Consider the following 25,497-nt stretch of genomic DNA (forward strand, 5'->3'; position numbering starts at 1 on the left):
CTTCTATAAGGGCAATGATAGTTCAATTGATGTCCCTTCTCCTATTGTAGAAGATATCGCACACTTGCCGCCAGCGAGATGCATTCTTTCTGTCATTATAGCAAGTCCTGATGAATGATGTGAGCCCTCATGTTCTTCGAGTTGAAATCCCTTACCAAAATCATGAATGGTAATCTTTAATTCTTTTTCCGTCCAAAGAAAAGACATTTTTACTTTCGATGTATCAGCATATTTTGCAATATTGGTCAGCGCTTCTTGGCAAACACGGAAAACGGCAATATTGGTGCGTTCAGGCAGACTGAACTCTTCACCAGTTGATTCTAAATCCACCAAGATTCCAAACGTAGATGTATATAACTTCAGATAGCTTTTTATTGCCGGAAGTAAGCCAAATGTGCTCAGGGTAGGAGGATGCAATTCTACAGATAATAATCTTATCTCCTGGATTGTTTTTTCAATGAGCTGCGACATTTCACGGACATAACTTTTCATATTCTGCTCGGTTATCCCGGATTCCACAAACTGCAATCCTGTTAAAATACTATATAAATTTTGACCAACACCTTCATGCAGCTCTAAGGCAATCCGTTTAATTTCCTCTTCCTGTGAGTCAATAATATAAGAATTAATCTTTTGCTTTTTCTGTATTACATCCATTAAAGTTCCCCCCTTTTAGCCCCATTTACTTGAGAATATGAAAAAAGTCAGGTTCTTATTAAAGGACCTGAACCTTTTTTAATGTATAGGTTAATCCGCTCTCTGCGTCAAACGCTGCCCATACTTCATCTGACTGAGTGATTTTGCTTGTGAGCGGGACAGCAAGAAAATAAAAATGATCAAAATAAAAACGAATATGCGTTTTATCCGGACAATACTGAACCTTTTTAATCGTTTTCCTTACTGCAGCTGCTTGGTCGCCGCCTTGTTCATCCTGGATGATAATCTCGACTAGGGCACCAATAAATGGTTCTACATCTGCCAAATTAATGGGTTCCACAACTATTACATCCTTTCAATACCGGATAGATGAACATTTTGTAGCCCTGCAAATACTCCCAAAACGCCTCGCCAGCATGCTCTTCGATAAATTGGATCGTCTCTTCTTCTGACTGCCAATTGCTCATCCCTTTAATTTCTGCCACAACTATTTCAATACCTTCACTTATTTTTTCTTCTAAAAACCAATTCAACCGCTTTTTCGCAAAGGTCTGTTTCAATAACTCATCAATCTCCGCTGCAAAACCGCCTGATGCTGGCCTTACAAAACAAAAATCAATATAGGTCTCACTAGTCATTGACATTCACACCTTTTTTATAAATAAGCAATGCAATCGGAAATAAAATTACGTTGATGACGGCAGCTATAATGGTGTTCGAATAATTTTGATAGAAATATTGATGTACCATATATTGTGTGAAAATTATGTTTAACATGAGTACAGCTAAAAGGAGGCCAACGGGTACGTAACTACGCTTCATAACGTTTCACCCCCACGGCATAAACAGCACCGTTTTCTACTTTTACATAAACTTCAGGAAGCGGACGTCTCGGCGGCCCGGCAATTGGTTCTCCCGTTTTCACATCAAATTTTCCGTGGTGGCATGGGCATAACATCTCACCCTCATCTTTTTTCCAAAACACTGGGCAGCGTAAATGGGTACATGCATTTTGATAAGCCACATATTTATTTTCAGACAACCTGATTAAAATAGCGCTGTCGTGTTCACCGGGGAAAGCAAAATCAACGGCATCCCCCACTGGAATTGCATTTACATCGGTTATTTTGTGCTTTGGATACTTTTTATCACTAAGCCCAGTTAATTCTTTTGCCGCTAATGCTCCCCAGGGAAGAGAGGAAACCGCGAATACCCCTGCAGCCCCCATCAATGTTTTCATGAAACCGCGGCGGTCCAGTTTGCGCTCATTATTTCGATTAATATTGTGTGTATAGTTATCTTCACTGAACGGGATTTTATTATTTTTCTCTGTCATCTTTAATCCCTCCTAAAACAATTTAGTGACGCCCTGAAGGATCCCAGGAAGATTCACTTTAACATTTGTTTCGCCTTCTAAGTAAGGCATGCTTGTTACCCACTTGCCATTATCAAGATTAAATTGCTTTTGTTTTGCCTCAATTTCTTCGTCTGTTAGCCATTGTAATGTATTTGACGGGCAAACGCTCGCACACATTGGTGGAATTCCATCCTTTGACCTGTCGATACACAAATCACACTTATACATTAAATTCTGCTCTGTATCGAACTTTGGTATTCCGTAAGGGCAAGCAATAGTACAGTTTTGACAGCCGATACACTTTTCTACAAGAGCCGATAAAACGGCTCCTGTTTCGTGAATTTGGATTGCTTGTGCTGGACAACTTCTCGCACATGCTGGATTCACACAGTGAAGACACATGAGAGGCATTGTTTGACGGTTGACGAGAGGATTGACGTCGTAAACATAGTTACGGTTCCGCTCTTCGTGCCCGCCGCATTGCGTGCAGGCAGCCAAACAAGAACGGCATCCTATACAGTTTTCAAGTTCTAAATATAATCGCTTTTTCATTACTGAACCGCCTTTCTTGCAAGTTTTTCTATCTGCGCTGCACAAGCTTTAAATTCCGGCATCCTTGACATCGGATCTAACGCGGCAATAGTTAATAGATTAATAGATTTATCGTGACCAAAATGGTAAGGAACGAATACAGTATCCTTCCGGATGGCTTCTGTAATTTTCACTTTATATTCCGCTTCGCCTCTGCGAGTAAACAGGCGGACATATTCTTCATGTTCAATCTTGTATTTTGCTGCTGTTTCTGGATGCACCTCTACGTATGGCTCAGGGCACATATCTCGTAAAAATTGAATACGGCGTGTTTGATTTCCAGATAAATAATGGAAGACAACGCGTCCTGTCGTTAAACGTAATGGATAGTCTGCATCCGGCTCTTCAGCTGGCGGACGGTACGGTAAGGCACAAATTTTTGCTTTCCCGTCTGGATGATAGAACTTTTTATCTAGGAACATATGTGGTGTTCCTGGATCGTTTTCGTCTCTGCAAGGCCAGAATACTCCGTCTTGCTTGTCGATTTTATCCCATGTTGCCCCATAGTAGTCAGCATAACCGCCCTTAGATGCTAAACGGAATTCATCCGCCACGTCTCTAGCTGTTTTTAAGTGAGAGAAGTATTTGCCTCTTCCTAAACGTTCGGAAAGTTCCACTTGGATTTGCCAATCTGGCTTTGATTCACCAAGCGGCTCTTGAGCCTTATTGATTTTAATAATCCGGCCTTCTAGGTTTGTCACTGTTCCTTCATCTTCTGACCATGTAACCGTTGGAAGAATCACATCAGCAAATTCCGCCGATTCTGATAGATAGAAATCAGCACAAACCATGAAATCCAAGCCTTTTAAAGCTTTACGTACAAAGTTTAGGTTTGGTGCAGAAACAGCAGGGTTAGAGCAAAGCAGGTATAGACCACGAATGGTTTTTTGCTCCATTAATTCGAACATTTCATAAGCAGAAACCCCTGGCTGCGGCATTTCTTCTGAAGTAATTCCCCATACCTTGCAGACTTCTTCTACATGCTTAGGATTTGTTAATTTACGGTAACCAGGTAGTAAATCTGATTTCTGACCATGTTCACGGCCGCCTTGGCCATTACCTTGACCAGTGAAAGTAGCAACACCTGATTTTGGCCGGCCAATCTTTCCTGTAACTAGCGCCATATTAGTGTATGCAGACACGTTATCGACACCTTTATGCTGCTGCTCAATTCCGCGGGCGAACATCACCACGGCATTTGGAGCTTTACCGTAGATTTCTGCGGCACGGATAATCTTCTCGACAGCAACTCCGGTAATCCGGCTTGTATATTCTGGAGTAAATTCTTTTACTAGTTCTTTCGTTTCTTCAAAACCATTCGTATGATTATTTACAAACGCTTCATCAGCATAACCATTTTGGATCAATAGATTTAGGATTCCGTTAGCAAGTGCAAGGTCTGTTCCTGGTCTTAAATCTAAGTGAACATCTGCCCTTCTAGCAACTGGTGTTTCACGCGGGTCAGCTACAATCAAGTAACCGCCTCTTTCTTGTACATTCCAAACACGGAACATCGATGTTGGGTGACATTCTGCTGTATTGCTCCCAGCAATAAACAAGCAATCTGATTCATGGATATCTGTCCATGGTAATGTTGAACCTCGGTCTACTCCAAAAGAACGAAGGAAGCCGCCGGCAGCACTTGACATACAGAAGCGGCCATTATAGTCGATATAGCGTGTTTGCAGTGCAACGCGTGCAAATTTTCCTGTTAGATAGCATTTTTCATTGGTCATGGATACACCACTGAATACGGATAATGTATCTTTTCCATATTTCTCTTGAAGATCTATAAATTTCTTCGCAATTAAATCATATGCTTCATCCCATGTTGCTTCCCGGAAACCCTCTTTCGTTCCCTTTAAAGAAGCATCGTCACGGATTAACGGTTTTAGAATACGATCTGGGTGGTTGGTTTGCTGGTAAGCCGTAACCCCTTTTGGACACATTTTCCCAACGTTTACTGGCCAGTCATAGCGTGGTTCAACCCCGATGATTTTGTTTGTTCTTGTATCTACACGCAAGTTCATGCCACACTGCATACCGCAATAGCTGCAATGGGTTTTTACAAGCGTTTCATTTGGATGACGTACATTTTCGATTTCTTTAAAAAATTTATCCCTTGGCATTCTGGTTTGCCTCCTTGACCTTTACTTGATGTGTTGGGAATCCAGAGAATCGAGCAATGCGGTATTTTCTGCGGCACGGCAGGCACAATTCGGCAAGATTAAATCCATCTTCCATGTTAAATTCCATTTGGTTTACACCTAAAACATTGATAACATCGTTTGATTGTTCGACTGATACGAAGTGATCTCCACACACTTTACATTTTTTCATTTCTTGTTCTCCGTAATGTTCACGGTAGTTTCTTGCAAAGACACTCATTGGACGGAATGGTATATGGGCTAACTTCCCGAATGGAAGGTAAATTAAAGTGACAATCACGGAAAATTGGTGAATCAGCGACATTTGTGGCTGCATCCATCCATGTAAAAGAACATTTTGGACAGTTAATAAAAGTCCTGTAACAGAAATAAACAACAATAGATAAAGCGGTAAGAAGTCATACATAAATTTTTGTTCTGCTCTTGCCTGCATATTTTTCAAGCGGCGGTGCAGCGCCATACATACGCCTGTAGTAACCATGATCGCTGCAATATTTAGGGCATTATAGGACATCCAAGCAATGATTCCCTCTGCTTTTACATGCATGATGTTCATTCCGAATAAGACGATTGTGTAGTACCCATTGTCTTCCATCGTGAAGTACATCCAGCTGAATACCAGTGGGAAAGTAACTAAACATGCTAGCACACAGCCCCAGCCGATCAAAATATGCTGAACCCATCGGTAAATTCCCCGATTGCGAATGAAATCGTAAATGGCTAAGTGATTTACAGCTGTCTTTGGTGTGCTCTTCCTAAGTAACAGTTTTAAGCCTTTTTTGATAATAATTTTGGTTGGCGGTCTTTCCCCCCATGCTATAAAGCGATAGAAGAACCCACCGATAAAGACGAAGGTTCCGACCATGTATCCGTATAGGTTTAAGTCGATATGTGTAAACATTCTTGTTCCTATAAATGTTAAAATGACAAGTCCGATGATCGTTAAAAACATGGATTTAGCAAAGTGGGAAGCAAAGGCATCATTAACAGAACGTCCCGCTTTTTTTGTCGCTGCTACAGTAGTTGATTGCATTTTTTGATCCTCCTCAAAAAAAATAACACATCCGTTTTTCTTNNAAGAAAAACGGATGTGTTATCTATATCAGGGAAATCCCCTATTATGCGGGGGAAAAACCCCTAATAAAGTTATTTTAGACAAATTCTTGTCACATTATCTTTGTAAGTATTTTTTTCGCCATGAGTAGAGAAGTAGTGCTAGTCCAATTAATATTTGTAATGAAAATAGGGTAGCATCCCAAAACGGGAGAGAGGTTGATCCTTCCAAAAATCCAGGGATAATCTTTTTAACTGCAAACAATAGTTGCGGGATATAAAAGAAAGCAAATAAGCTAATTGTCAACACAACTCCAACAAAATAAAATAAGGAATAAGTAAAGACAGTCTTTTTCTCACCCTCAAAAACCGAATCCTTTGTTTCAATCGTTTTTATAAATGGTAACCTTCTTCTGATCATTTGTTGAGCGTTTTCCATTAAGTTATAGCAGCCAGTAATGCTTTCAAATACATAATAAAGATCTGTTTTCATATATATACAACATTGGTAAACAATACGGAGAACTGTATTTAATACAACTACATACATTAATCTCGGGAAAATTCCTGATCCACTTACAAAAATGAGCTGACTTATTAAAGCAAAGAATAGGATAACCATATCAAAACATAAGCCAGCAGTATATATTATATTACGTTCTTTAGAAGGTAGCTTCCAAACAGTGGAGATATCAGACTCAAATACTATTAAAAACAGTCGATGTCCTACATTTAGTTTAGTCGAAAGGTCTTGTGCCCTCATTGCTAATATATGACCGAATTCGTGAACTATCACGGAACAAAAAGTTAGAACAAGAAAAGCTATAATATTTAAAACCATATAATTAGAAATGAATATATCCTGATAATGAGGAAATAGATTTGGGTGGGAAACTAATAGAAACGTGTTTAAAATGAACAATATAACATAAAAAAACAGTGCTACCTTATTAAAAAAGAACTTCCCTACCTTTGGTGAAATCCACAAAAATCCTGGATGTGCTTTTTTATTTTCCTTTTGTTTAGAAACAATCTCTTTTCCATCAATTATTGCAATCAGCTCAAGATTTAAAAGCTGTTTAGCAAAATCAAGAAGGTCCACTTCTTCTTCTGGATACTTTACTTTCATACGCTGCTCGATATCCCCTAATGAATGACCATTATTTATTAAATCAATTGCCTCAATACAAATCTCTGGCATTTCATAAAACTCACCGGAATTTATATCTTCAACAATAAAGTGTATTTTTTCTTTTCTAATATTGATAGGGACTAATGTAAGATTCGAAAAAAGGGTTATATCCAGAGCAAACACCTTCCTAAATAGTATAAAATAAATAAGGGATGCAAGCTTTTTTGCTAACACCCCCCCCATTTTTTATTTATCATCCAAACCAACAAACCCAACATAAACTAGTTGCTTTAATTTTTTTCAATTTCCGGATTTTCAAGGATATCACCTCCTTAAATTAGTAAATTACAAGATTATTGTTTTCATCAATCGTATTTACAGACCTATCATGGAGCTCTTTCCATGTTGGATAAACCTGTTTAAATAATTCAACTAATTCAGGATCAAACTGAGTGTCTTTCCCCTCTAATATCCGTTTGTAAGCTTCATCAACTGACAATGCATTTCGATAAGATCTATTCGAGGTCATCGCATCAAAGGCATCTGCTATTGCAGCAACCCGAGCCAGAAATGGAATTTCCTCCCCTTTTAACTGATCAGGGTAACCATTTCCATCCCATCGTTCATGATGCGAGCGAATAACATCAATACTACTATTTAAACCTACCACCTTTGATACGGCATCTGCCCCAACACTTGTGTGGGATTTAATTATTTCATACTCTTGATTTGTTAGCCTAGTTGGTTTCATTAATATTTGATCTGGAATGTGAATTTTTCCTATATCATGAAGTAAACAAGCAAATTCAAAATCCTTTAGTTCCTTTTCTTTATATTTCTGAGTAGCTTTTGCTAGCTCTAATGCATACCCTGCGACACGTTCACTATGTCCTCTTGTATATGGATCCTTAAGTTCAAGTGTTGCAATTACTCCCTTTACAAGACCAGTTAATTGTTGATCATAAGATGATTTTATTGCATTCACATAAGATTGAAATCTTGATAATAAAATAAATGAAAAAACGGAAAGTGTGACCGCTAAAATAATGCCTATGACTACATTTGGTGGGTTAATAACTAGTCCCACTATCATATATTTCAATATGATTCCACACGAAACAACTATCACAAAAGGTTTACTAACGAAAATTGCTGAGAGTAACAGCCAAAAGATTTCTACGGCACTACCACCAGGATATTTGGAGGGGTCTCCCACGTAAGTCACTAAATCATTTATTAATGAAATAAAAGTATAGGTTAAAAAGTAAATATATTTAATATAATGTGTTTTTTGTTTCTTGTTTAAATAGTGTGCCACCGGCAGTAATGCAATCGTTAATAAATATAACCAGTATATAAGACTTTCTGGGCCATCCTCTAATTCTGTATTACGTCTAGAGATGAAAGAATAAATGATATCAAAAGCAATAGATATTATATAGAATAAAACCAAAAACCATTTTACCGTTCGAGTTTCAGCATTTCTTAAATTAGGATCAATTGTTGGTTGTTTTTTCATTTGGTAAACCTCTCGTAAGGATTATAAAATATTCTCCTTTTAGGTAGTAAGTATTATATTGACGAACTGAAAGCTATTTTTGTTGACACTTTCCTACATTATAAAACATTTAAATTAATTTAAGTACAATAAATCAAGTCGATTTATGAATAAATAAGAAATATTTTTAGGTTAAATGTAAAAAATGTTCTTTTTTTCTAACAAGTTAAAAAATTTAGTTAACCATTAATTTCCTTTATTATTAATCGGTAAAATAACTTTGATTTTAGTTCCCTCTTTTAAGAAACTTTCGATCTTAATTTCCCCTAGATGATCTTTTATAATTTGGTTAGTAACCATTAAACCTAAACCTGTTCCATCCTTTTTTGTAGTGAAAAAAGGTTCACCAAGATTTAAGATGTCTTCTTCAGCAATCCCCATACCTTCATCCTTAATTGAAATTAATAATTTCTGCTGTTTTTCAAAAACCTTTACTTGAATTTGAATCCGGCCGCCTTCAGGCATCGATTCAATTGCATTTTTTATTAGATTAATAAAAACTTGTTTTAGTTGTTTTTCATCACAATCAAGCGGGGGCAATGGTCCAGCAATAACAGTTTCGACAGTTACACCTTGTCTTTCAGCCTGCTGCTGGGTAATCGATAGGGTATAGGCAATAATTTCCTCAATGCTTGCCTTTTCATATTTAATTTTTTTTGGTTTTCCTATATACATAAGGTCATCAACAATTGAGTTGATGCGGTCGATTTCCTCAATCATAATTGGAAAATAGTTATTAGTATTTGGATAGTTTTCCTGCTGGAACTGAGTAAATCCTTTTAATGCTGCCAGAGGGTTCCGAATTTCATGACCAATAGCTGCTGCCATTTGACCAATCACCGCGAGTTTCTCCTTTTTCTTTAGTTCCTCGTAAACATCAGTTAACGAATGAATGTAAGAATAAAACCTTACCAAAACAGTTAGAGCAATTCCTGATAAAATTAAGTAAAGTAATATGGGAAAAACAACATTGATATCCTGCAGGATTAGACCTATTAATATATATTTCCCAATGATTCCTATCGCAGTAAACCAAAAGTACTTCTTATTTACAAATATAGGTGCAAATAGAATACAGAGGACCTCTACTATATTCCCAGTTGCAAAATGATGATTTGTTCCAATATACCTAATAAAGTTATCTATAATATCAATCATTAGGAAGGCAGTTAAATATAGATATTTAATTAAGAAAATCTTCCCTTTTTTGAATTGGTAAACAGCCAAAAAAAGGGGTAACAACATTAAAAAATATAAAGATAGTCCTAAACCATCTCTGGAAACTTCAACACTGCCACCAATGTATAACCTAATATAGTAGTAATACACATCCCAAACATAAAAAAGCAGGTTAAATAAACATAAAAAAAGGATTACCGCTTTTTTTTCTTCAGCAAATAATCTAAGATTATTGCTACCTTTTTTCATATAGCTAACTCCTTAATATTTAAATAATAATAGATCAAACTAGTTCTCTACTCCTATTCTACCATCTTTCACGAATCCAAATGACAATATTTTTCTTTACTCGATAATTTACGACAATATTCGATAAAATTATAACAAAAAAGAACTTGCCAAAAAGCAAGTTCTTTTTCCTGTTGACTAGCTGACTTTCTCCATGCGCTTAGCTTTATCATTTAGCGTTGAATGCCTGCGTCCATATCCGAAGTAAACAAATAATCCAATTACTAACCAAACAGCGAAACTGATCCAGGATAGAGCTGGAAGCTGAAGAGCTAAATATCCGCAGAATAAGAAAGCAAGAATCGGGATATATGGTACAAATGGTACACGGAAACCGGTTTTTGGGGTCTGCTTGTTCTTACGCAGATACAATATTCCAATCGAAACCGTCATAAAGGCAAACAAGGTACCAATATTTACTAACTCTGCAAGTCTTCCTAACGGAACTAATCCTGCGAAGATTGATACTAATATACAGGTGATCCAAGAATTTATCATTGGTGTTTGTTTCTTTTTATCTACTCTAGAGAATACCTTTGGCAGTAATCCGTCACGGCTGATTGCATAGAATAAACGTGTTTGTCCATAAACCATTACTAATAATACGGTAGTAATACCGGCAAGTGCTCCTATTGAAATGAAACCTGCTACCCAATCCTGGTGAATATAGTTAAGAGCAAAAGCCACTGGGTTTTTAACATTTAGCTGTTGATAAGGAACAATCCCTGTTAAAATGCCCGATACAACGATGTATAAAACCGTACAAACTAATAAAGAGGCAATGATACCAATCGGCATATTTTTCTGTGGATTTCTTACTTCTTCTGCTGCAGTTGATACCGCGTCAAAGCCGATATAAGCAAAGAATACAGTGGCTGCACCAGTTGTCACACCAGAGAATCCAAACGGCATAAACGGAGTCCAATTTCCTGGTTTTACGTACCATACTCCAACAGCAATAAATAATACAACAACTGCCAGCTTGATCATAACCATAATAGTATTTAATCGAGCAGACTTCTTTACACCTTGTGTTAGTAACATTGTGATAATGAAAATAATTAAGATTGCAGGAACATCAATATAGGTTCCATTTGCAGGATTATAAGCACTTGTGATTGCTTTAGGAAAATGAATTCCAAACCCTGCTAATAGTCCTTGGAAATAACCTGACCAGCCACTCGCAACTGCGGATGAGGCTAAACCATATTCAAGGATCAAATCCCAACCAAGTATCCATGCAATTAATTCGCCAAAGGTAGCATAGCTGTAAGTATAGGCGCTTCCTGATACCGGAACTGTTGAAGCAAATTCCGCATAACATAGTGCTGCAAATACACAGGCCAAACCTGATAAGATAAAGGATAGGATTAATGCAGGACCTGCATGCTCAGCAGCAGCTACTCCTGTAAGGACAAATATACCTGTGCCAATGATAGCCCCAATCCCGAGCATGGATAAATCGAATGCACCCAACTCTTTTTTTAACTTTACGTCTTTTTGACCAACATCTTGAATAAGCTGTTGGATTGATTTTTTCCTAAATAAATCCATTATATAACCCCCTTGGGTTTAATTTCTGAAATTTCTGAAAAGACGGCCCAAAAACTTATATTTGAATAGTATAATGATTTTTCAGAAAAAGCAATAAATTTTAAAAAAATATATTATTTCAAAATAGTTCCAATACAAAAATTCCCACAAAAAAGCATTTATACAACTTAATTTTCACTATATCCACATGTTTTACTTGTTGGTTTCATTATTTCAAAAAAGTAATTTTTGTATTTTAAAGAAACGTTAGTAAAAATGGTTAGCTCTTACCACTTATGCCATTTCAAGTGTGCAAGTTATGTTTTAAATTAGAACAATAACCATTACATCACCAATATTTCTTGACAGATCGATTAAAACAGTGTATTATTAATTTTTGTGCTCCAAAAATAAAGAGTAACTTGTAATAGATAAGATAATGCAATGTAAGAATTTTTTTCTGGCATTCTGCTTATGTTTTAAGATAAAAACTTATTCACACTGGATCGGCTTCGGAGCCGTTAGGATGTAAGAGAGGTAGGGCTTACGTCGTTTAGGTATAAAACCATCAGGTGGAAGAATAACCGCGGCAAACTTGTTTTTATTAAACAATTACAATAAATGGAATTTTTACCTTGCAATGGCTGATATTAAATGACAACAACCATTCACAAGTTACAATAGATTCTTAACTAAATGAATCTTCTTTAAAAGAAGGCAGAGGGATTTCCCCTCTGCCTTCGCCCAATTTTACCAATAAAAAATGTCCTGTATTCAAAATACATGACATTTTTTAATTTTTTATAACGATTGCTTGCTTGCCCATTTGCTCCCAAGCCTTAATGAAACTTTCACGGTTTAATTTCTTATTTTTCCCGCCATATGGATCATTAATATAGATATAATTTTCATCATATCCAGTTATGGCGACACTATGTTCGCTAAAGGTAATTTTAATTATACCTTGGGGTGTATTCCAGTTTTGAAAAACAGAGATTGGAGCAAAGCTGGACGTGGTAATTATCCAAACAGGACGCCCTTGTCCCACCTCTTTTAAAATATCAGTAAATGGTTTACCCGTAAGATTTACTGCTCGATCGCTGACATATTTCTTTGTTAGTTCGAAAACAGGTCCATTATATACTCCAAGCCCAGGTCCATGTGCCATATCTCCAACAAACCCAACATTAGGATTTCCTTTTTGGCCATTACTATAGGTAAACGGGACTGTTTTAATATTTTTAGCTAACTCATTTTTCGTTACCTTTACACCAGAATAGTTAAGAATCATCGCAAGGCTTGTTACCTCACAGCCATTGTAAAGAAGCGGTTGATCCATTTGCATAATTAAAGGCACATCCAGTTTAATGCTATCTGGTAAGCTGGGAGCTACCTTCGCCTGAAGAACTACTTCTCTTGTTTTTAAGGGAGCAGCCTTCAATGTCTTTGCAGATGCTTGCCGCTCAGACATGACCGCAAAAATCGTTTTGGCCCCAAAAACGGAAAGTGAGAGAATCACTATGATAATTAGAAATTTTTTCATAGGCAGATAAACCATTCCTTGTTAAATTCTTTGCTGATGATGTGTAAAAATTAGTAAGGTACTATTATATAACATTATCAAATTATACTAGTTGTTTAAAGGTAAAACTTTACCAAATTTAATCATAAGTGCCTTTTCTTAATTTTTCCTTAAAAAAGAGAAGAATGGGGACGGTTCTTCTGTAGCATAAGAACCGTCCCCATGCTTCCTAAACTTTTATCCTTGAATGTTTAATTTTTTTAACAATTTGATTAATAACTTCCGAAAAAACTAATCCGAAGGCAATTGAACCTGCCAGCATGAGTACTCTCGCTGCGAGAGCAATCGCATCGTTATAGTTATTTTCTACAATATTTCTCATCGCATCATACGCCAGACCACCAGGGACTAATGGAATAATGCCGGCAACACTAAAAATAATCACCGGCATCTTATAGAGCTTCGCCATTTCTTGGCTGAGGACCGCAATAAAAATTGTTGCAGCCAATGTGGCTACTATTGGATCATGGTTATAACCTTCGAGAAGAAAATAAATTAACCATCCGCCCATCCCGATTAAGCCACATTTTATTAACGATTCTTTTGGGGCATTAAATAGTATCCCAAATGCTGCTGTAGCCAGGAAACTGGTAATAGCCTGCGAAAGAATGTCCATTCTTGTTCACCACCAAGTTATAAAAATGATAATACAAACGCAATTCCGGCCCCAATCGCAAACGCCGTCAGAAAGGCTTCAGCCCCTTTTGACAGACCTGAAACCAAATGGCCGGCCATTAAGTCACGGATGGCATTGGTCACTAAAAGCCCCGGAACTAATGTCATGACTGAGCCAATGATAATCGTATCTAATTTATGCCCCAAGCCGATCATAACAAATAATAATGATAGTAACCCAATGACAAATGAAGCTAAAAACTCCGAAAAGAACTTAATCGGAACAAAGCGATGAAAAGCAATAAAGCTTACATATCCTGCTCCACCAGATATCATTGCAGGGATAAAATCGTTCCAGCCGCCGTTAAACATGATCATAAAACAACCACTGGCTATTGAGGCTGCCGCTACTTGGTATCGCATTGGGAAAGTAACATTGAGGTCTTCAATATCCTTCAATTTGTTCAAGGCTTCGTTCAAGTCCAATTCCCCGCTGCTAATACTCCGAGAAATACTATTCACCATGGCTACCTTTTTCAAATCGGTTGACCGTTCTGATATTCGGATAAGTTTAGTTTTAGTTGGTTCAGATCCTTCTGCTGAGAAAATGATTCCCGTTGGAGTGACATAACTATGTGATTTATCAATCCCAAATGAAGCTGCGATCCGCATCATGGTATCTTCCACGCGATAGGTCTCTCCGCCGCTTTGAAGCATAATCTTCCCTGCAAGCAAGCAAACCTCCATGATTTCATATGTCTGTTCAACCATTTTTTCCATCTATTTCTCACCACATGTTTCAACATTTACTATCAGTTTAAAGAAAATAAGTGTTCGAAGCAATCTGGCCAAAAATAATAAGCAGCCTTATCATTAGGTTGGCTGCCTGTTCGGATTATTGTTTCCAGATTTTCATAAACACCAGATTCAAGATTACCATTACCCCATAAAGGGAAGCAAGTGTTGTTTTTTCAGTCAAAAGAAAGGCAACAAAAGGCAATCCAAAAACGATAAGTTCTAAGAAAAGAAAGGGAATTCCACTTAATCGGAACCGTGCTTTAGGTGCTCCAATACCAATCACTACCTTTAGAGTCGTACCATGCTTGAGTTTTAATCCCCAGTAACCTAGAATTATTAACGCCAAAATCTCAAGCAAAAAGCGGACTCCTAGACCCAATCGTTTGATGACTTCCATATTCTCCTTCCACCCCTATACTTAAATATTCTTTCTGTCATTTGTGTATTCAATATAGGCTCAAACCTTTTTTCTGTCCCAAAATACAAAGAAGCTTATGCAGCAATTAAATCCAAAAATAATATGGAAATTTTAGGCGGGTTGTTCATACAATCGCACATATAAATTTCATTTTGAACAAAAAATGAAGATAGTTGATCATTGGATGTAACCCTACTGCATTTTTAATTCAAATTTAAAGTCAAAAAAGTTTCAAAACAATAATTATTTCAGGTACAATTATGTTATAAGAAATATTTTTTCATATTATTTATTATTTAGAAGAATTTTTTCTCCAGTCAAAAACTTCTAATTAATATTGAAGGAGATTGTCTAATGGATAACTTATCTTACTACCTTGGCGTAGATATTGGAACAACTAGTACTAAGACAGTTCTTTATAAAGATAAAGGGACGGTCATTAGTATGCACCATGTCGAATATCCACTCTATAGCCCAACCCCATCAATCGCTGAGCAAGATCCGGAAGAAATTTTTCGGGCGGTGGTGGAAACCATTAAAGTGGCGGTCAAGAAGGGGGAAATCGATTCCCAGAAGATTAAACTTGTCTCATTTAGTTCCGCAATGCATAGTGTCATTGCCATGAGTGATGAAGATAAACCGCTTACCCGCTGTATAACTTGGGCAGACAGCCGGGCAACTGCCTGGGCTGAAACGATTAAAAACGAATTAAACGGACTCGCTATTTATCGAAGGACAGGAACACCGGTTCATCCGATGTCACCATTAAGTAAAATTACATGGCTGCGCCACGACGAGCCTGAACTCTTTAATAAGACAAATAAATTCATCGGGATTAAGGAATATATATTCCATAAGCTATTTGGCAAATATGTCGTCGACTATTCCATTGCATCGGCAACAGGAATGTTTAACCTTGAAGAGCTTGCATGGGATGCTGAAGCCCTAGAAGTAGCTGGGATTAACGGTGATAAACTATCCGAGCCTGTCCCAACTACCTATTATTTAACAGGCTTAAAAGAGGAGTTTGCCAAAGAACTAGGACTATCTATAGAAACGCCTTTTGTAGTGGGGGCTAGCGATGGTGTTCTTTCCAATTTAGGTGTTAATGCTATAGACCCTGGTGTAGTAGCTGTTACGATTGGGACAAGTGGTGCCATCCGGACGGTGACGGATCGACCGGTTACAGATCCAAAAGGAAGAATTTTTTGCTATGCGCTAACAGAAAAACACTGGGTTGTTGGCGGTCCGGTGAACAACGGCGGTATGACCTTCCGGTGGGTGCGTGACCAGTTGGCTTCAAGCGAAGTGGAAACTGCTAAGCGCTTGGGAATTGATCCTTATGAGGTATTAACCAAGATCGCCTCAAGGGTTGCTCCAGGTGCTGATGGCCTGATTTTTCATCCTTATTTGGCCGGTGAACGCGCGCCACTTTGGAATGCCCATGCAAGAGGATCCTTTTTCGGCCTTGGACTTCATCACAAAAAAGAGCATATGATTCGCGCTGTGCTCGAAGGTGTAATCTTAAATTTATATTCTGTCTTACTTGCGCTTCAGGAAGTTATTGGAGTGCCCACCAAAATTCAAGCAACAGGCGGTTTTGCACGGTCTGAATTATGGCGGCAGATGATGGCAGATATTTTCAACCAGGAGGTCGTAGTCCCAGAAAGCTTTGAAAGCTCATGTCTGGGTGCAGTCGTTCTAGGTATGTATGCTCTTGGGGAAATTGAAGATTTTTCAATTATGTCTGAACTAGTTGGTTCAACCCATGCCCATCAGCCAATCGAAAGTAATGTAGAAATTTATAACGACTTAACACCTATCTATATCCGCGTCTCACGCGTTTTAGAAAATGAATATGCTCCTATTACAAGTTTCCAAGAGAAGTGGGTAAAGTAACCAATCTTTTGAACTAAGAAAAGCGTAAGGCGCCCGCCTATCGGCGACAAGCACAAGACGAGCCGGCNNAGCCGGCCGAAAGGTTGTTCATTAACCTTTTGGACGGATTGGCTTGTGACCTCGAGCCGATGGCGCCTGGAGCTGGACAATTCTCGAAGTCGAAATTTATACTTTCTTAGCTTTTAAAAAAAGCAAAGCATCCGGATTAAAATCCGGATGCTTTTTTTCTAACCTATTATTTTGTTTCAACTGCATGTCCACCAAATTCATTTCTTAAAGCAGCGACAACTTTACCTGTAAAGGTATCTTCATCAAGTGATCGATATCGCATCATCAGTGACAAGGCCGTTACAGGCATTGCTGTTTGAAGTTCAAGAGCAGTTTCAATTGTCCATTTACCTTCTCCTGAAGAATGCATAATTCCTTTAATAGAATCAAGTTTAGGATCCTTAGAAAAGGCGTTTTCCGTTAGTTCCATCAGCCAAGAGCGGATAACGGAACCATTATTCCAAACTCGTGCAACCTTTTCATAATCAAAATCAAAATCGCTTTTTTCCAAAACTTCAAACCCTTCCGCAATTGCCTGCATCATTCCATACTCAATTCCATTATGAATCATCTTTAAGAAATGGCCGCTGCCGATCTTTCCTGCATACAAGTAACCATTGTCTACATTGATATCACGGAAAACTGGTTCAATCGTGCCGAAGACCTCCCTATCTCCGCCAACCATCATGCAGGCGCCTTCCCTTGCTCCAGCCATACCGCCGCTCGTACCTGCATCGAAGAAATGTATGCCTTTTTCTGCAAGTTCCTTACCTCTCCGGATGGAATCTTTATAGTGAGAATTCCCTCCATCAATAACGATATCCCCTTCCGCCAGCTCGTCCTTTAGCTCCTCCACCACTTGTTCAGTGATAGAACCTGATGGAACCATTACCCATACGATTCTAGGAGTGGAAAGTTTTTTTACTAGGGCAGAAATAGATTCAGCCCCAACTGCTCCCTCTCCGCTGATTTTATTAACAGCTTCCTTATTTACATCAAATGCAACCACATTATGTCTATTTTCCATCAAATTAAGTGCTAAATTATACCCCATTTTTCCCAATCCTATTAAACCGATCTCCATTTGGAAAAACCTCCGAAATAATTTTTTCTTGATAATTGTATTATATGAAATTTTTTTTCTTAAATCAATTAATAGTTGAAAAAATATTTTTTCAGATAATTTCATGCTATACTTAAGATACGATTTTTTATAGAGAGGATATCAATTTATGGCACAAAACTGTTTGGGAAAGATACGCTCTTATTACGCACGTCTTAGTGAAAAAGAAAAAAAAGTTGCGGATTATATCTTAAAAAATCCTGAAAAAATTATCCATAATACAATCAATGAAGTCGCCGAAGATTTGCAAGTGGCTGATGCGACGGTATTTCGCTTTTGTAAGCGCATAGGTTTTAAAGGCTATCAAGCAATGAAAATCGCCCTTGCTTCCGAAATTATCGAACCCATACAGCAGATTCATGAGGAAATCAATGAAAACGATAATGAAAAAACAGTAGCTGATAAGATTTTTCATTCAAATATCAGAACATTAGAAAACACCTTACAGATCCTTGACGGCAATTCCATTCAAGATGCTGTTAGTCTGTTAATGAAGGCCAACCGGGTTGAATTTTATGGTACTGGCGGATCAAATGTGGTGGCAATGGACGCTTTTCATAAATTTGTGCGCACAGGAATTAAAGCGTTTGCATTTATCGATTCCCATTTTCAACTTATGTCAGCTTCTCAGTTAGGAGAAAATGATGTTGCAGTAGTGATCTCCCACTCGGGAACAAATAAAGACACCCTAAATATATTAAAGACGGCAAAAAGAAATGGTGCAAAAACGATTGGCATTACAAGTTATCCAAAATCCCCCATTTGTCAGTATTCGGATGTTGCACTCTATACGAGTTCAGAAGAAACAGAATACCGTTCCGAGGCACTTTCGTCCAGAATAGCCCAATTAAGCCTTATTGACGCACTTTATGTGAATATAATGGTCCTAAATAAGGAAAAAGCAAAACACTCTCTCGGAAAAGTAAGACAAGCAATTTCTAATACAAGAATGTAGATATTTAAAAAGGATGACCTAAATTAGGCCATCCTCTTTATTTTTATACAAAAATGTTAAGAATAAGTGCACCTGCAAACGCAATGAAGGATAAAATCGTTTCCAGTACAGTCCACGTTTTAAATGTTTCTTGAATAGAAAGACCCAAATATTCTTTCACCATCCAGAAGCCTGCATCGTTAACATGGGAAAACATTAACGAACCTGCTCCCGTGGCGATAACAAGTAATTCTAAATTAACACCTGACATATTAGCTACGATTGGTGCCACAATTCCAGCAGCAGTTGTTAAAGATACCGTAGCCGAACCAGTTGCAATTCGAATTAAACCAGCAATCAAGAAGGCTAATACAAGTGGAGATAATGACATTCCTTCAGACATCGTCGCAATGACCTTCGCCACTCCGCTCTCAATAAGAATCTGCTTAAATCCACCGCCTGCTCCGATTATTAATAGAATAGAACCAACTGGTAAAATACATTCCTCTGTGAAATTCTTAATTGCGTTTTTATCGATTCCCTGACGGAAGCCTAAGAAATAAAAGGCAAAGAAACATGAAATCAATAAAGCAATGATTGGACTACCAATAAATACCAAGAACTTTTCAAAACCAGCTGGTACAGGTAAATATGGTGCGGCTGTCCCTAAAACCATTAGGATAACTGGCATTAAGATAGTAAGGAAAGAAACACCTACACTTGGTAATGACTTTTTGTCTTTATTGTCATCAACACGCACTAATTCTGGTTCTCCAACCGGTACGACACGTTTGTTGATAAATTTAGCAAATAATGGTCCGCCGATGATTCCCGCCGGGATCGCAATGATTAATGAGTAAAGTAATACTTTACCAAGGTTTGCCCCATAAAGCCCTATAGCCGCAATCGCACCAGGGTGCGGAGGGACAAGTCCGTGAACAATCGATAAACCCGCAATCGCTGGTAAACCAATTAATAAGATATTTTGTTTTGATGCTTTTTGAATTGAAATTACAAGCGGTAATAAAATTAAAATTCCAACTTCAAAGAAGACCGGGATCCCAATGACAAACCCTGATAGAAACATGGCCCAAGGCAGTTTCTTCTCACCAAATACTTTTATGAAGAAATTAGCTATTTGTAAACCTGCTCCAGATTCAGACAACATTTTTCCTAGAATTGTTCCCAAAGCCAAGATACCGACTAAGTGCCCTAATGTACCGCCGACTCCTGTTTCGTAAGCGGCAACAATTTTATCTAAACCTAATCCTGACATAATCGCCAAGAATAATCCTGCTACTGTTAAACTAATAAACGCATGCCACTTAAACAATGAAACTCCTAAAATAACAATAACAATTGAAACAAGTGTAATGAGTAATAAATAGGCATTCATTTGATTGCCACCCCTCTAAGTTTTAATCGATTTTTGTAGAATTACCATGAAAGCACTTCCAACAAAATTGATTATACGAAAAAAAATTTTTTATTTCAACAATTATTTTGAAAAAATATTTTGTTTACTTACTAAACAAAATATTTTTTCATTCTCCACAACAAAATTAATTTAAGAGGCCCTTCCGATTAAGAAAAGAGACGGGTGCAAATGTCCCGTCTCTACTCTCCAATATTGTCTTCAAACCATTCCTGGAGCTCATTCAAAGAGGTGAAAGTAAAAATCTCTTCACCATTCTGGCCATTGTCTATGCCAGAATTTCCTCTCAGAGTAACTTGTCCCTCATCCTCCGAAACAAGGATAGCATAGGGGTGGTTGACGTTGATATACCTTGAGTCTAAATCAGTATCAAGCCAATTCTTGCTTCGTAAAAATGCTTCAATATGGTCCATTCACTTCCCTCCTCATCCTTTTATTGTTCCAAACTGCAAAAAAAAGAGACAAAATTAATGTCTCTTAAAGATATTTTTATTTTAAGTAATTTTAAGAAAAAAGCTTATTGACTTGTATCTATAAAAAGTAGCCTTACTTCAATAAGTATTTTTTTATTACAAGACAGCTGTCATTTCAATTTGTACTCTAAGGCCTTCCCTTAGATTTTTAACACTGGTATGTCTTGCAGGGCGATCATTTTCATTTGGAAACATTTTTAGCCACTCAACATTGACAATTTTTTTATATTCACGGTCTGTTGCTGAAACACTTAAATGTGCGATATCATCGGTCGTTCCTCCTGCAAGCTCCATGATCTCTCTCAGGTAATGAAAAAGATTAGACACTTCGTCTTCGACTCTTTCTGGCATTTCACCTGTTTCTGGGTCCGATCCAATGATGGCTGAGGTGTATACCATATTTCCAATTTTCACAGCGGTTGGAATTGGATTATGATGATTAGATCCTTTCACATGTAAAACTTCACGTTTTGCCATGATCCATTCACTCCCTTCAATAAGTATGTTTTATTCTAAGCATTTCTCTTGTTGAATTCAGATTCGTCTTCATAATAAACAACCTGTTCTTTTTCCAAAGTTGGTCTTAGGTTGTAAAAGTCTAAGCTAATTTCTCCTCTTGCAATCTTCTCCTTCGTTCCTTCTTCTTTTTTTAGACGTTGTTTAGATGATTCTAATGCAAACTGAAGATCTCCTTTTTTAACAACGACTACTCCATCATCATCAGCCATGATTAAGTCACCTGGTTCAACTGAAACTCCTCCGCAAACGGTTGGCGCGTTTACCCAGCCGCCTTTGGACTTGGTGGTTCCTTGGGAGAATACAGCCTTAGTCCAAATAGGGAATTCAAGTTCACGGATTTGCGCTACATCTCGAATCCCTGAGTCAATGATGACCCCTTGAACTCCACGTTTGATTAGGGCCGTAACGATTAATTCCCCAATCATCCCTGCTACTCCCTCACCTACGGTTGTAATAACGAGTACATCACCTGGTTTACATACTTCAATGGCCGCGTGAATCATTAAGTTATCTCCTGCATGGCATACAGCAGTGACCGCCGGTCCGCAGATTAGTGTGTTGTCCAAGATAGGTTTCAAATGATAGTCCATGAGACCAATTTTACCCTGTGCTTCATAAATGGTTGAAACATCTAGTTGCTTAAATTCTTCAATCATTTGTGCGTTGGGTCTTGTAATGCTTTTAAGCACATACTTTTCCATTAGTTGAATTCACCTCCAACATAAGGGAAGAATCGGCTAAATGCCTCCGCATACTTATATTCATTATTACCGGAGCATCTGCGGGCATGATTCCCGCGTAATTGTGCTTTCGCTCCATAGTAATCAATTAAATGTTTCTGCGCCTTAAAACAATTCATGGCCGCTTGTTTTTGTTCGTAGGTTTCTGTTATATCAATAATGACTTCTGGTTTGAAATCACTAATTTCTGATTGATGCGGCTCGAACCCAAAGATACTCGCTTGTTTGGCTGTTTTTGTCCCTTCTAATCTCACTCCATTAGAGGTCGATAAAACACTTGCATCAAAAACAAATTTGGAGACGGTTTCATGATCTGGGTTAAAGGCATCTCTAGGTCCATGTGTAAGGATATGATGAGGTCTTACTTCTCTAATTTTGCGAACCAATCGGTCCATTCGGTCCTCATTGATTTGCATATGGTAATCTTGATAATCCCAAATTTCAATGTTTTCAATTCCAAGGCATTTTGCAGCTGCTTCGATTTCACCTTGGCGATGCGCTTTTACATTCTCCAATGTTTGCCCTTCGATATTCCAAAGATCGTTTGATTCCCCTCTTGCTCCATAACTTAAAATGACAAGGGAAACATTAGCCCCATGCTTCGCATATTTTGCAATCGTACCGCCGCCTCTCCAAACAAAATCCGCTGCGTGTGCGCTTACAACTAATAGATTTGTATTTTTATCAATCATTTGTCTTCCTCCTACTTTTCTTTTTCCAAAAGTCTAGTATAAAATATACACTTCAATATTGTTTAACAATATTGTTTATAAATAGATTATAAATTGTATTTTGTCTTTGTGTCAATATATTTACTTAATTCAGAAAAAGGGAAATATCCTATTCTATTAAAAAAAGTGAGGTTTCCCTCACCATTAATCAAATGATCATCCTAAGTATTAAGCCACATTTGAAATCATTATTTAGATTCAACAATAGGGGTTCCATAAGTATGAAAACTTGGAACCGTCTTATTGCCCCATGCTTGTCCTTTTGCCCTTTCTTCCTCCGTCCAAGTAATCGGCTTCCAATCAGGTGCTAAGACGTGATATCCACCAGAACAGATTTCAATTCGATTGCCGCCTGGTTCGTAAACGTATACAAAATAGGTCTGATTGATGGCATGCTTGCTTGGGGCAAATTCAATGAAAACTCCGTGTTCCAAAAATAAATCTGCCGCACGCCAAATTCCTTCGTTTGTATCTACTGTAAAAGCCATGTGATGAAAACGCCCACGCGATCCTGTAGCATCTAACGTATAAACCATTTCATAGGATTTATTATTTGGGCTGTACCATACACCGGGGCGACGTCCATTGTTTAATAGAATTTGCTCGGTCAATCTCATACCTAGGACATTTTCTGCAAAATCACCATCTGCTTCCGGATTAGAAGACAAGAAATTAATGTGATCTAGTTGTTTTACTGCTACACCATGACCCGTAAATCTTTGCGGCTGATTCTTCAGCGCCGGTCTTAGGTGTTCTGGCGGCTGGTATTCAAAAGAGTCATAATACAGTTCCATGACGTGTCCATCCGGTCCATGATATTGGTAGGCTTTCCCATGCCCGACATCACCATCAATCCATCCGATTCCTTTACCAAGTGCTTCAATCTCATTAACTCTTCTTTCTAATGCTTGTGGGCTCATCGTACGGAGCGCCGTGTGACCTACTCCTGGCAGCGTGGATTCGGTTAATTTGACGGAGTATTGTTCGTAATCTCCCCAGCAGCGGAGATAGACAGAATTCTCTTTTCGCGCTACTTCCTGCATACCAAGAATATCTTTAAAAAATGATAGACTTTCCTCTGGTTTAGGAGTCAATAACTCCACATGCCCAAGATGTGCTATATCCCGAATTGGTTCTTTGTCATAATTATTCATATTAACGCCTCACATATTCATCAATATTGTTCAACAATTCCGTTATTTCAATTATATTAAACTATTGTAAGTGCTGTCAATTTTAAATATCCTTAACAATGCTAAACAAGTTTAGTTGATTTTTAATTCCGTATTTATAGTAGAAGTTGGTTCTTGCTTGTGAATAGTTTTTCTTACTAAGAATAATGCAAGTGCTGCGAATATACCTGGCAAAGCGAAAACCAAGAAACATAACCCAATAGGTACATTCATTGATAACAGTACTCCCCCAAGTGTTGGACCTAACATTCCTCCTAATCTCCCCACTCCATTTGCTAAACCTACACCTGTTGATCGGACATTATTTGGATAATATTGAGAAACAAAAGCATTTAATAAACTTTGGTTCCCCATTGTACATACTCCAGCAATAGCAATTAACAAGTAAAGGAGAAAAATATTACTCTTAATTCCAAGAAGAGCAAGACAGATGGCACCAAGAACATATAGGCCTGTTATTAATTTTTTGGATCCCTTTCGGTCTGCAATCACTCCGATAATAATGGTTCCAATTAACGCTCCTCCATTTAAAAAAATAGCAAAACCTAAGCTGGAAATGAGTGGATAACCTGCACTTTGCATCAACTTTGGAAGCCATGTGTTTAATCCATAAATCATCAATAATCCCATAAAATAAACAATACAGAATAGGATCGTACTTAATCCCATTTTATTTTTAAATAATCCAATAATTGGAGTACGTACTACAGGAGGTTCTGATATTTTTGTTTGCTCAGCCATTAGGCGGTCATGATAGTTAGGATCAATTTTCGTTAAAGTCGCTCTTAGAATGTCTAATTTTCCTTTGCGAATGAGAAACTGTGGTGATTCTGGCAAATATCTAATGATTAAAGGAATTAATAACAAAGGAATGGCTGAAAACCATAAAACAGGACGCCAGCCTAACAATGCAAAAACTAAAACACCTATTAATGGTGCCAGTATGCCTCCTACTTGGTTTCCACACAATGCAATTGTGATAGACTTATTTTTACTAGATTTAGGGATATATTCAGTCAAAAGTGAGATTACGGTAGGTAAGGTTCCTCCAAATCCAACTCCTGCTAAAAACCGGCACCAGGAAAACAATTGTGCATCTGTTGCAAAACCCGAAATGGTGGTAAAAATACTAAAAAAAGTAACGGATACGATGATAATGCTCTTTCGGCCAAATCGATCTGCTAAAAGACTAAGAATAATCGAACCAAACATCATTCCAAAAAGTCCATAACTACCAATGACACCTGCTTCAATCGGTGATAGGTTCCACTCTTTCGTAAGAAATGGGACAACAGAGCCGTATACAACTAAATCGTACCCTTCAAATGATACAAAAAGTAGACACCACAGTAATAAGCCTAAGTGAAAGCGGTTAAATTTACTTTCATCCAAAATGTTTTTAATAGAATGATTTGACATTAATGAATCCCCTTTCAAAAAATAAGTTTCTTTTAGGCGTTTATAAATCCAAGC

26 protein-coding genes are annotated in these 25,497 nt (G+C 37.7%); 2 read left to right on the forward strand and 24 right to left on the reverse strand.

What is annotated here, in order from left to right:
* Positions 1-3 precede the first annotated feature (3 nt).
* From COD92_RS09570 to COD92_RS09645, 16 genes are all read right to left on the reverse strand, one after another.
* The gene (locus tag COD92_RS09570) at positions 4-657 is read right to left on the reverse strand and encodes a sensor histidine kinase (RefSeq protein ID WP_098527307.1); all 654 of its coding nucleotides are present in this window, start codon (positions 655-657) and stop codon (positions 4-6) included.
* Positions 658-715: 58 nt separating this feature from the next.
* Positions 716-997, reverse strand: coding sequence for a hypothetical protein (locus COD92_RS09575; RefSeq protein ID WP_098527308.1), 282 nt, complete (start codon positions 995-997; stop codon positions 716-718).
* On the reverse strand, positions 984-1,295 hold the full coding sequence (locus COD92_RS09580; RefSeq protein WP_098996205.1) for a hypothetical protein: 312 nt from the start codon (positions 1,293-1,295) through the stop codon (positions 984-986). The genes COD92_RS09575 and COD92_RS09580 overlap by 14 nt, the downstream gene beginning before the upstream one ends.
* Positions 1,288-1,479, reverse strand: a complete 192-nt coding sequence (locus tag COD92_RS09585; protein ID WP_098527310.1) for a hypothetical protein — start codon at positions 1,477-1,479, stop codon at positions 1,288-1,290. Before COD92_RS09585 ends, COD92_RS09580 begins: the two co-directional genes overlap by 8 nt.
* Complete coding sequence (locus COD92_RS09590; RefSeq protein ID WP_098527311.1) at positions 1,469-1,993, reverse strand: Rieske (2Fe-2S) protein; 525 nt, start codon at positions 1,991-1,993, stop codon at positions 1,469-1,471. Before COD92_RS09590 ends, COD92_RS09585 begins: the two co-directional genes overlap by 11 nt.
* A 12-nt stretch (positions 1,994-2,005) precedes the next feature.
* Positions 2,006-2,566: a 4Fe-4S dicluster domain-containing protein gene (locus COD92_RS09595; RefSeq protein WP_098527312.1), complete on the reverse strand. Its 561-nt coding sequence runs from the start codon at positions 2,564-2,566 to the stop codon at positions 2,006-2,008.
* Positions 2,566-4,734 (reverse strand): molybdopterin oxidoreductase family protein, encoded by a 2,169-nt coding sequence (locus COD92_RS09600; protein ID WP_098996206.1) that lies wholly within the window; start codon positions 4,732-4,734, stop codon positions 2,566-2,568. The genes COD92_RS09595 and COD92_RS09600 overlap by 1 nt, the downstream gene beginning before the upstream one ends.
* On the reverse strand, positions 4,721-5,806 hold the full coding sequence (locus tag COD92_RS09605) for a hypothetical protein (RefSeq protein WP_098996207.1): 1,086 nt from the start codon (positions 5,804-5,806) through the stop codon (positions 4,721-4,723). The genes COD92_RS09600 and COD92_RS09605 overlap by 14 nt, the downstream gene beginning before the upstream one ends.
* A gap of 138 nt (positions 5,807-5,944) precedes the next feature.
* Positions 5,945-7,192: a zinc metalloprotease gene (locus tag COD92_RS09610; RefSeq protein ID WP_255286496.1), complete on the reverse strand. Its 1,248-nt coding sequence runs from the start codon at positions 7,190-7,192 to the stop codon at positions 5,945-5,947.
* A gap of 103 nt (positions 7,193-7,295) precedes the next feature.
* Positions 7,296-8,477: an HD-GYP domain-containing protein gene (locus COD92_RS09615; RefSeq protein ID WP_098527315.1), complete on the reverse strand. Its 1,182-nt coding sequence runs from the start codon at positions 8,475-8,477 to the stop codon at positions 7,296-7,298.
* Positions 8,478-8,702: 225 nt separating this feature from the next.
* Positions 8,703-9,944 carry an ATP-binding protein gene (locus COD92_RS09620; protein WP_098527316.1) on the reverse strand — a complete coding sequence of 414 codons (1,242 nt, stop codon included), beginning with the start codon at positions 9,942-9,944 and terminating at the stop codon, positions 8,703-8,705.
* Positions 9,945-10,121: 177 nt separating this feature from the next.
* Positions 10,122-11,537 (reverse strand): branched-chain amino acid transporter BcaP, encoded by a 1,416-nt coding sequence (gene bcaP, locus COD92_RS09625; RefSeq protein WP_098996208.1) that lies wholly within the window; start codon positions 11,535-11,537, stop codon positions 10,122-10,124.
* Positions 11,538-12,309: 772 nt separating this feature from the next.
* Positions 12,310-13,059: a C39 family peptidase gene (locus COD92_RS09630; protein WP_098527318.1), complete on the reverse strand. Its 750-nt coding sequence runs from the start codon at positions 13,057-13,059 to the stop codon at positions 12,310-12,312.
* Between the two features lie 208 nt (positions 13,060-13,267).
* Positions 13,268-13,714: a threonine/serine exporter family protein gene (locus COD92_RS09635; protein ID WP_098527319.1), complete on the reverse strand. Its 447-nt coding sequence runs from the start codon at positions 13,712-13,714 to the stop codon at positions 13,268-13,270.
* Between the two features lie 17 nt (positions 13,715-13,731).
* On the reverse strand, positions 13,732-14,493 hold the full coding sequence (locus COD92_RS09640) for a threonine/serine exporter family protein (protein ID WP_098527320.1): 762 nt from the start codon (positions 14,491-14,493) through the stop codon (positions 13,732-13,734).
* A gap of 115 nt (positions 14,494-14,608) precedes the next feature.
* The gene (locus COD92_RS09645; RefSeq protein ID WP_098527321.1) at positions 14,609-14,908 is read right to left on the reverse strand and encodes a YrdB family protein; all 300 of its coding nucleotides are present in this window, start codon (positions 14,906-14,908) and stop codon (positions 14,609-14,611) included.
* A 375-nt stretch (positions 14,909-15,283) separates the two neighbouring features.
* On the opposite strand from COD92_RS09645, the gene gntK reads away from it, so the two are divergent.
* Complete coding sequence (gene gntK / locus COD92_RS09650) at positions 15,284-16,828, forward strand: gluconokinase (protein ID WP_098527322.1); 1,545 nt, start codon at positions 15,284-15,286, stop codon at positions 16,826-16,828.
* Positions 16,829-17,063: 235 nt separating this feature from the next.
* Here the strand turns inward: gntK and gnd are convergent, their stop codons facing one another.
* Positions 17,064-17,960, reverse strand: a complete 897-nt coding sequence (gene gnd / locus COD92_RS09655; protein ID WP_098527323.1) for a phosphogluconate dehydrogenase (NAD(+)-dependent, decarboxylating) — start codon at positions 17,958-17,960, stop codon at positions 17,064-17,066.
* Positions 17,961-18,108: 148 nt separating this feature from the next.
* On the opposite strand from gnd, the gene COD92_RS09660 reads away from it, so the two are divergent.
* A complete protein-coding gene (locus tag COD92_RS09660; RefSeq protein ID WP_098527324.1) occupies positions 18,109-18,954 on the forward strand; it encodes a MurR/RpiR family transcriptional regulator in 846 nt (281 codons plus the stop codon).
* Between the two features lie 43 nt (positions 18,955-18,997).
* Here the strand turns inward: COD92_RS09660 and COD92_RS09665 are convergent, their stop codons facing one another.
* From COD92_RS09665 to COD92_RS09695, 7 genes are all read right to left on the reverse strand, one after another.
* Complete coding sequence (locus COD92_RS09665; RefSeq protein ID WP_098527325.1) at positions 18,998-20,329, reverse strand: GntT/GntP/DsdX family permease; 1,332 nt, start codon at positions 20,327-20,329, stop codon at positions 18,998-19,000.
* 221 nt (positions 20,330-20,550) lie between these two features.
* On the reverse strand, positions 20,551-20,781 hold the full coding sequence (locus COD92_RS09670; protein WP_098996209.1) for a hypothetical protein: 231 nt from the start codon (positions 20,779-20,781) through the stop codon (positions 20,551-20,553).
* Positions 20,782-20,937: 156 nt separating this feature from the next.
* Positions 20,938-21,318 carry a RidA family protein gene (locus COD92_RS09675; protein WP_098996210.1) on the reverse strand — a complete coding sequence of 127 codons (381 nt, stop codon included), beginning with the start codon at positions 21,316-21,318 and terminating at the stop codon, positions 20,938-20,940.
* A gap of 35 nt (positions 21,319-21,353) precedes the next feature.
* The gene (locus tag COD92_RS09680; RefSeq protein WP_098996211.1) at positions 21,354-22,061 is read right to left on the reverse strand and encodes a 4-carboxy-4-hydroxy-2-oxoadipate aldolase/oxaloacetate decarboxylase; all 708 of its coding nucleotides are present in this window, start codon (positions 22,059-22,061) and stop codon (positions 21,354-21,356) included.
* Positions 22,061-22,792 (reverse strand): PIG-L deacetylase family protein, encoded by a 732-nt coding sequence (locus COD92_RS09685; protein WP_176541028.1) that lies wholly within the window; start codon positions 22,790-22,792, stop codon positions 22,061-22,063. The genes COD92_RS09680 and COD92_RS09685 overlap by 1 nt, the downstream gene beginning before the upstream one ends.
* Positions 22,793-23,019: 227 nt before the next feature.
* Positions 23,020-23,985, reverse strand: coding sequence for a catechol 2,3-dioxygenase (locus COD92_RS09690; RefSeq protein ID WP_098527329.1), 966 nt, complete (start codon positions 23,983-23,985; stop codon positions 23,020-23,022).
* Positions 23,986-24,096: 111 nt separating this feature from the next.
* The gene (locus COD92_RS09695; protein ID WP_098527330.1) at positions 24,097-25,443 is read right to left on the reverse strand and encodes an MFS transporter; all 1,347 of its coding nucleotides are present in this window, start codon (positions 25,441-25,443) and stop codon (positions 24,097-24,099) included.
* Between the last annotated feature and the right edge of the window lie 54 nt (positions 25,444-25,497).

Source organism: Bacillus sp. AFS037270 (assembly GCF_002585305.1).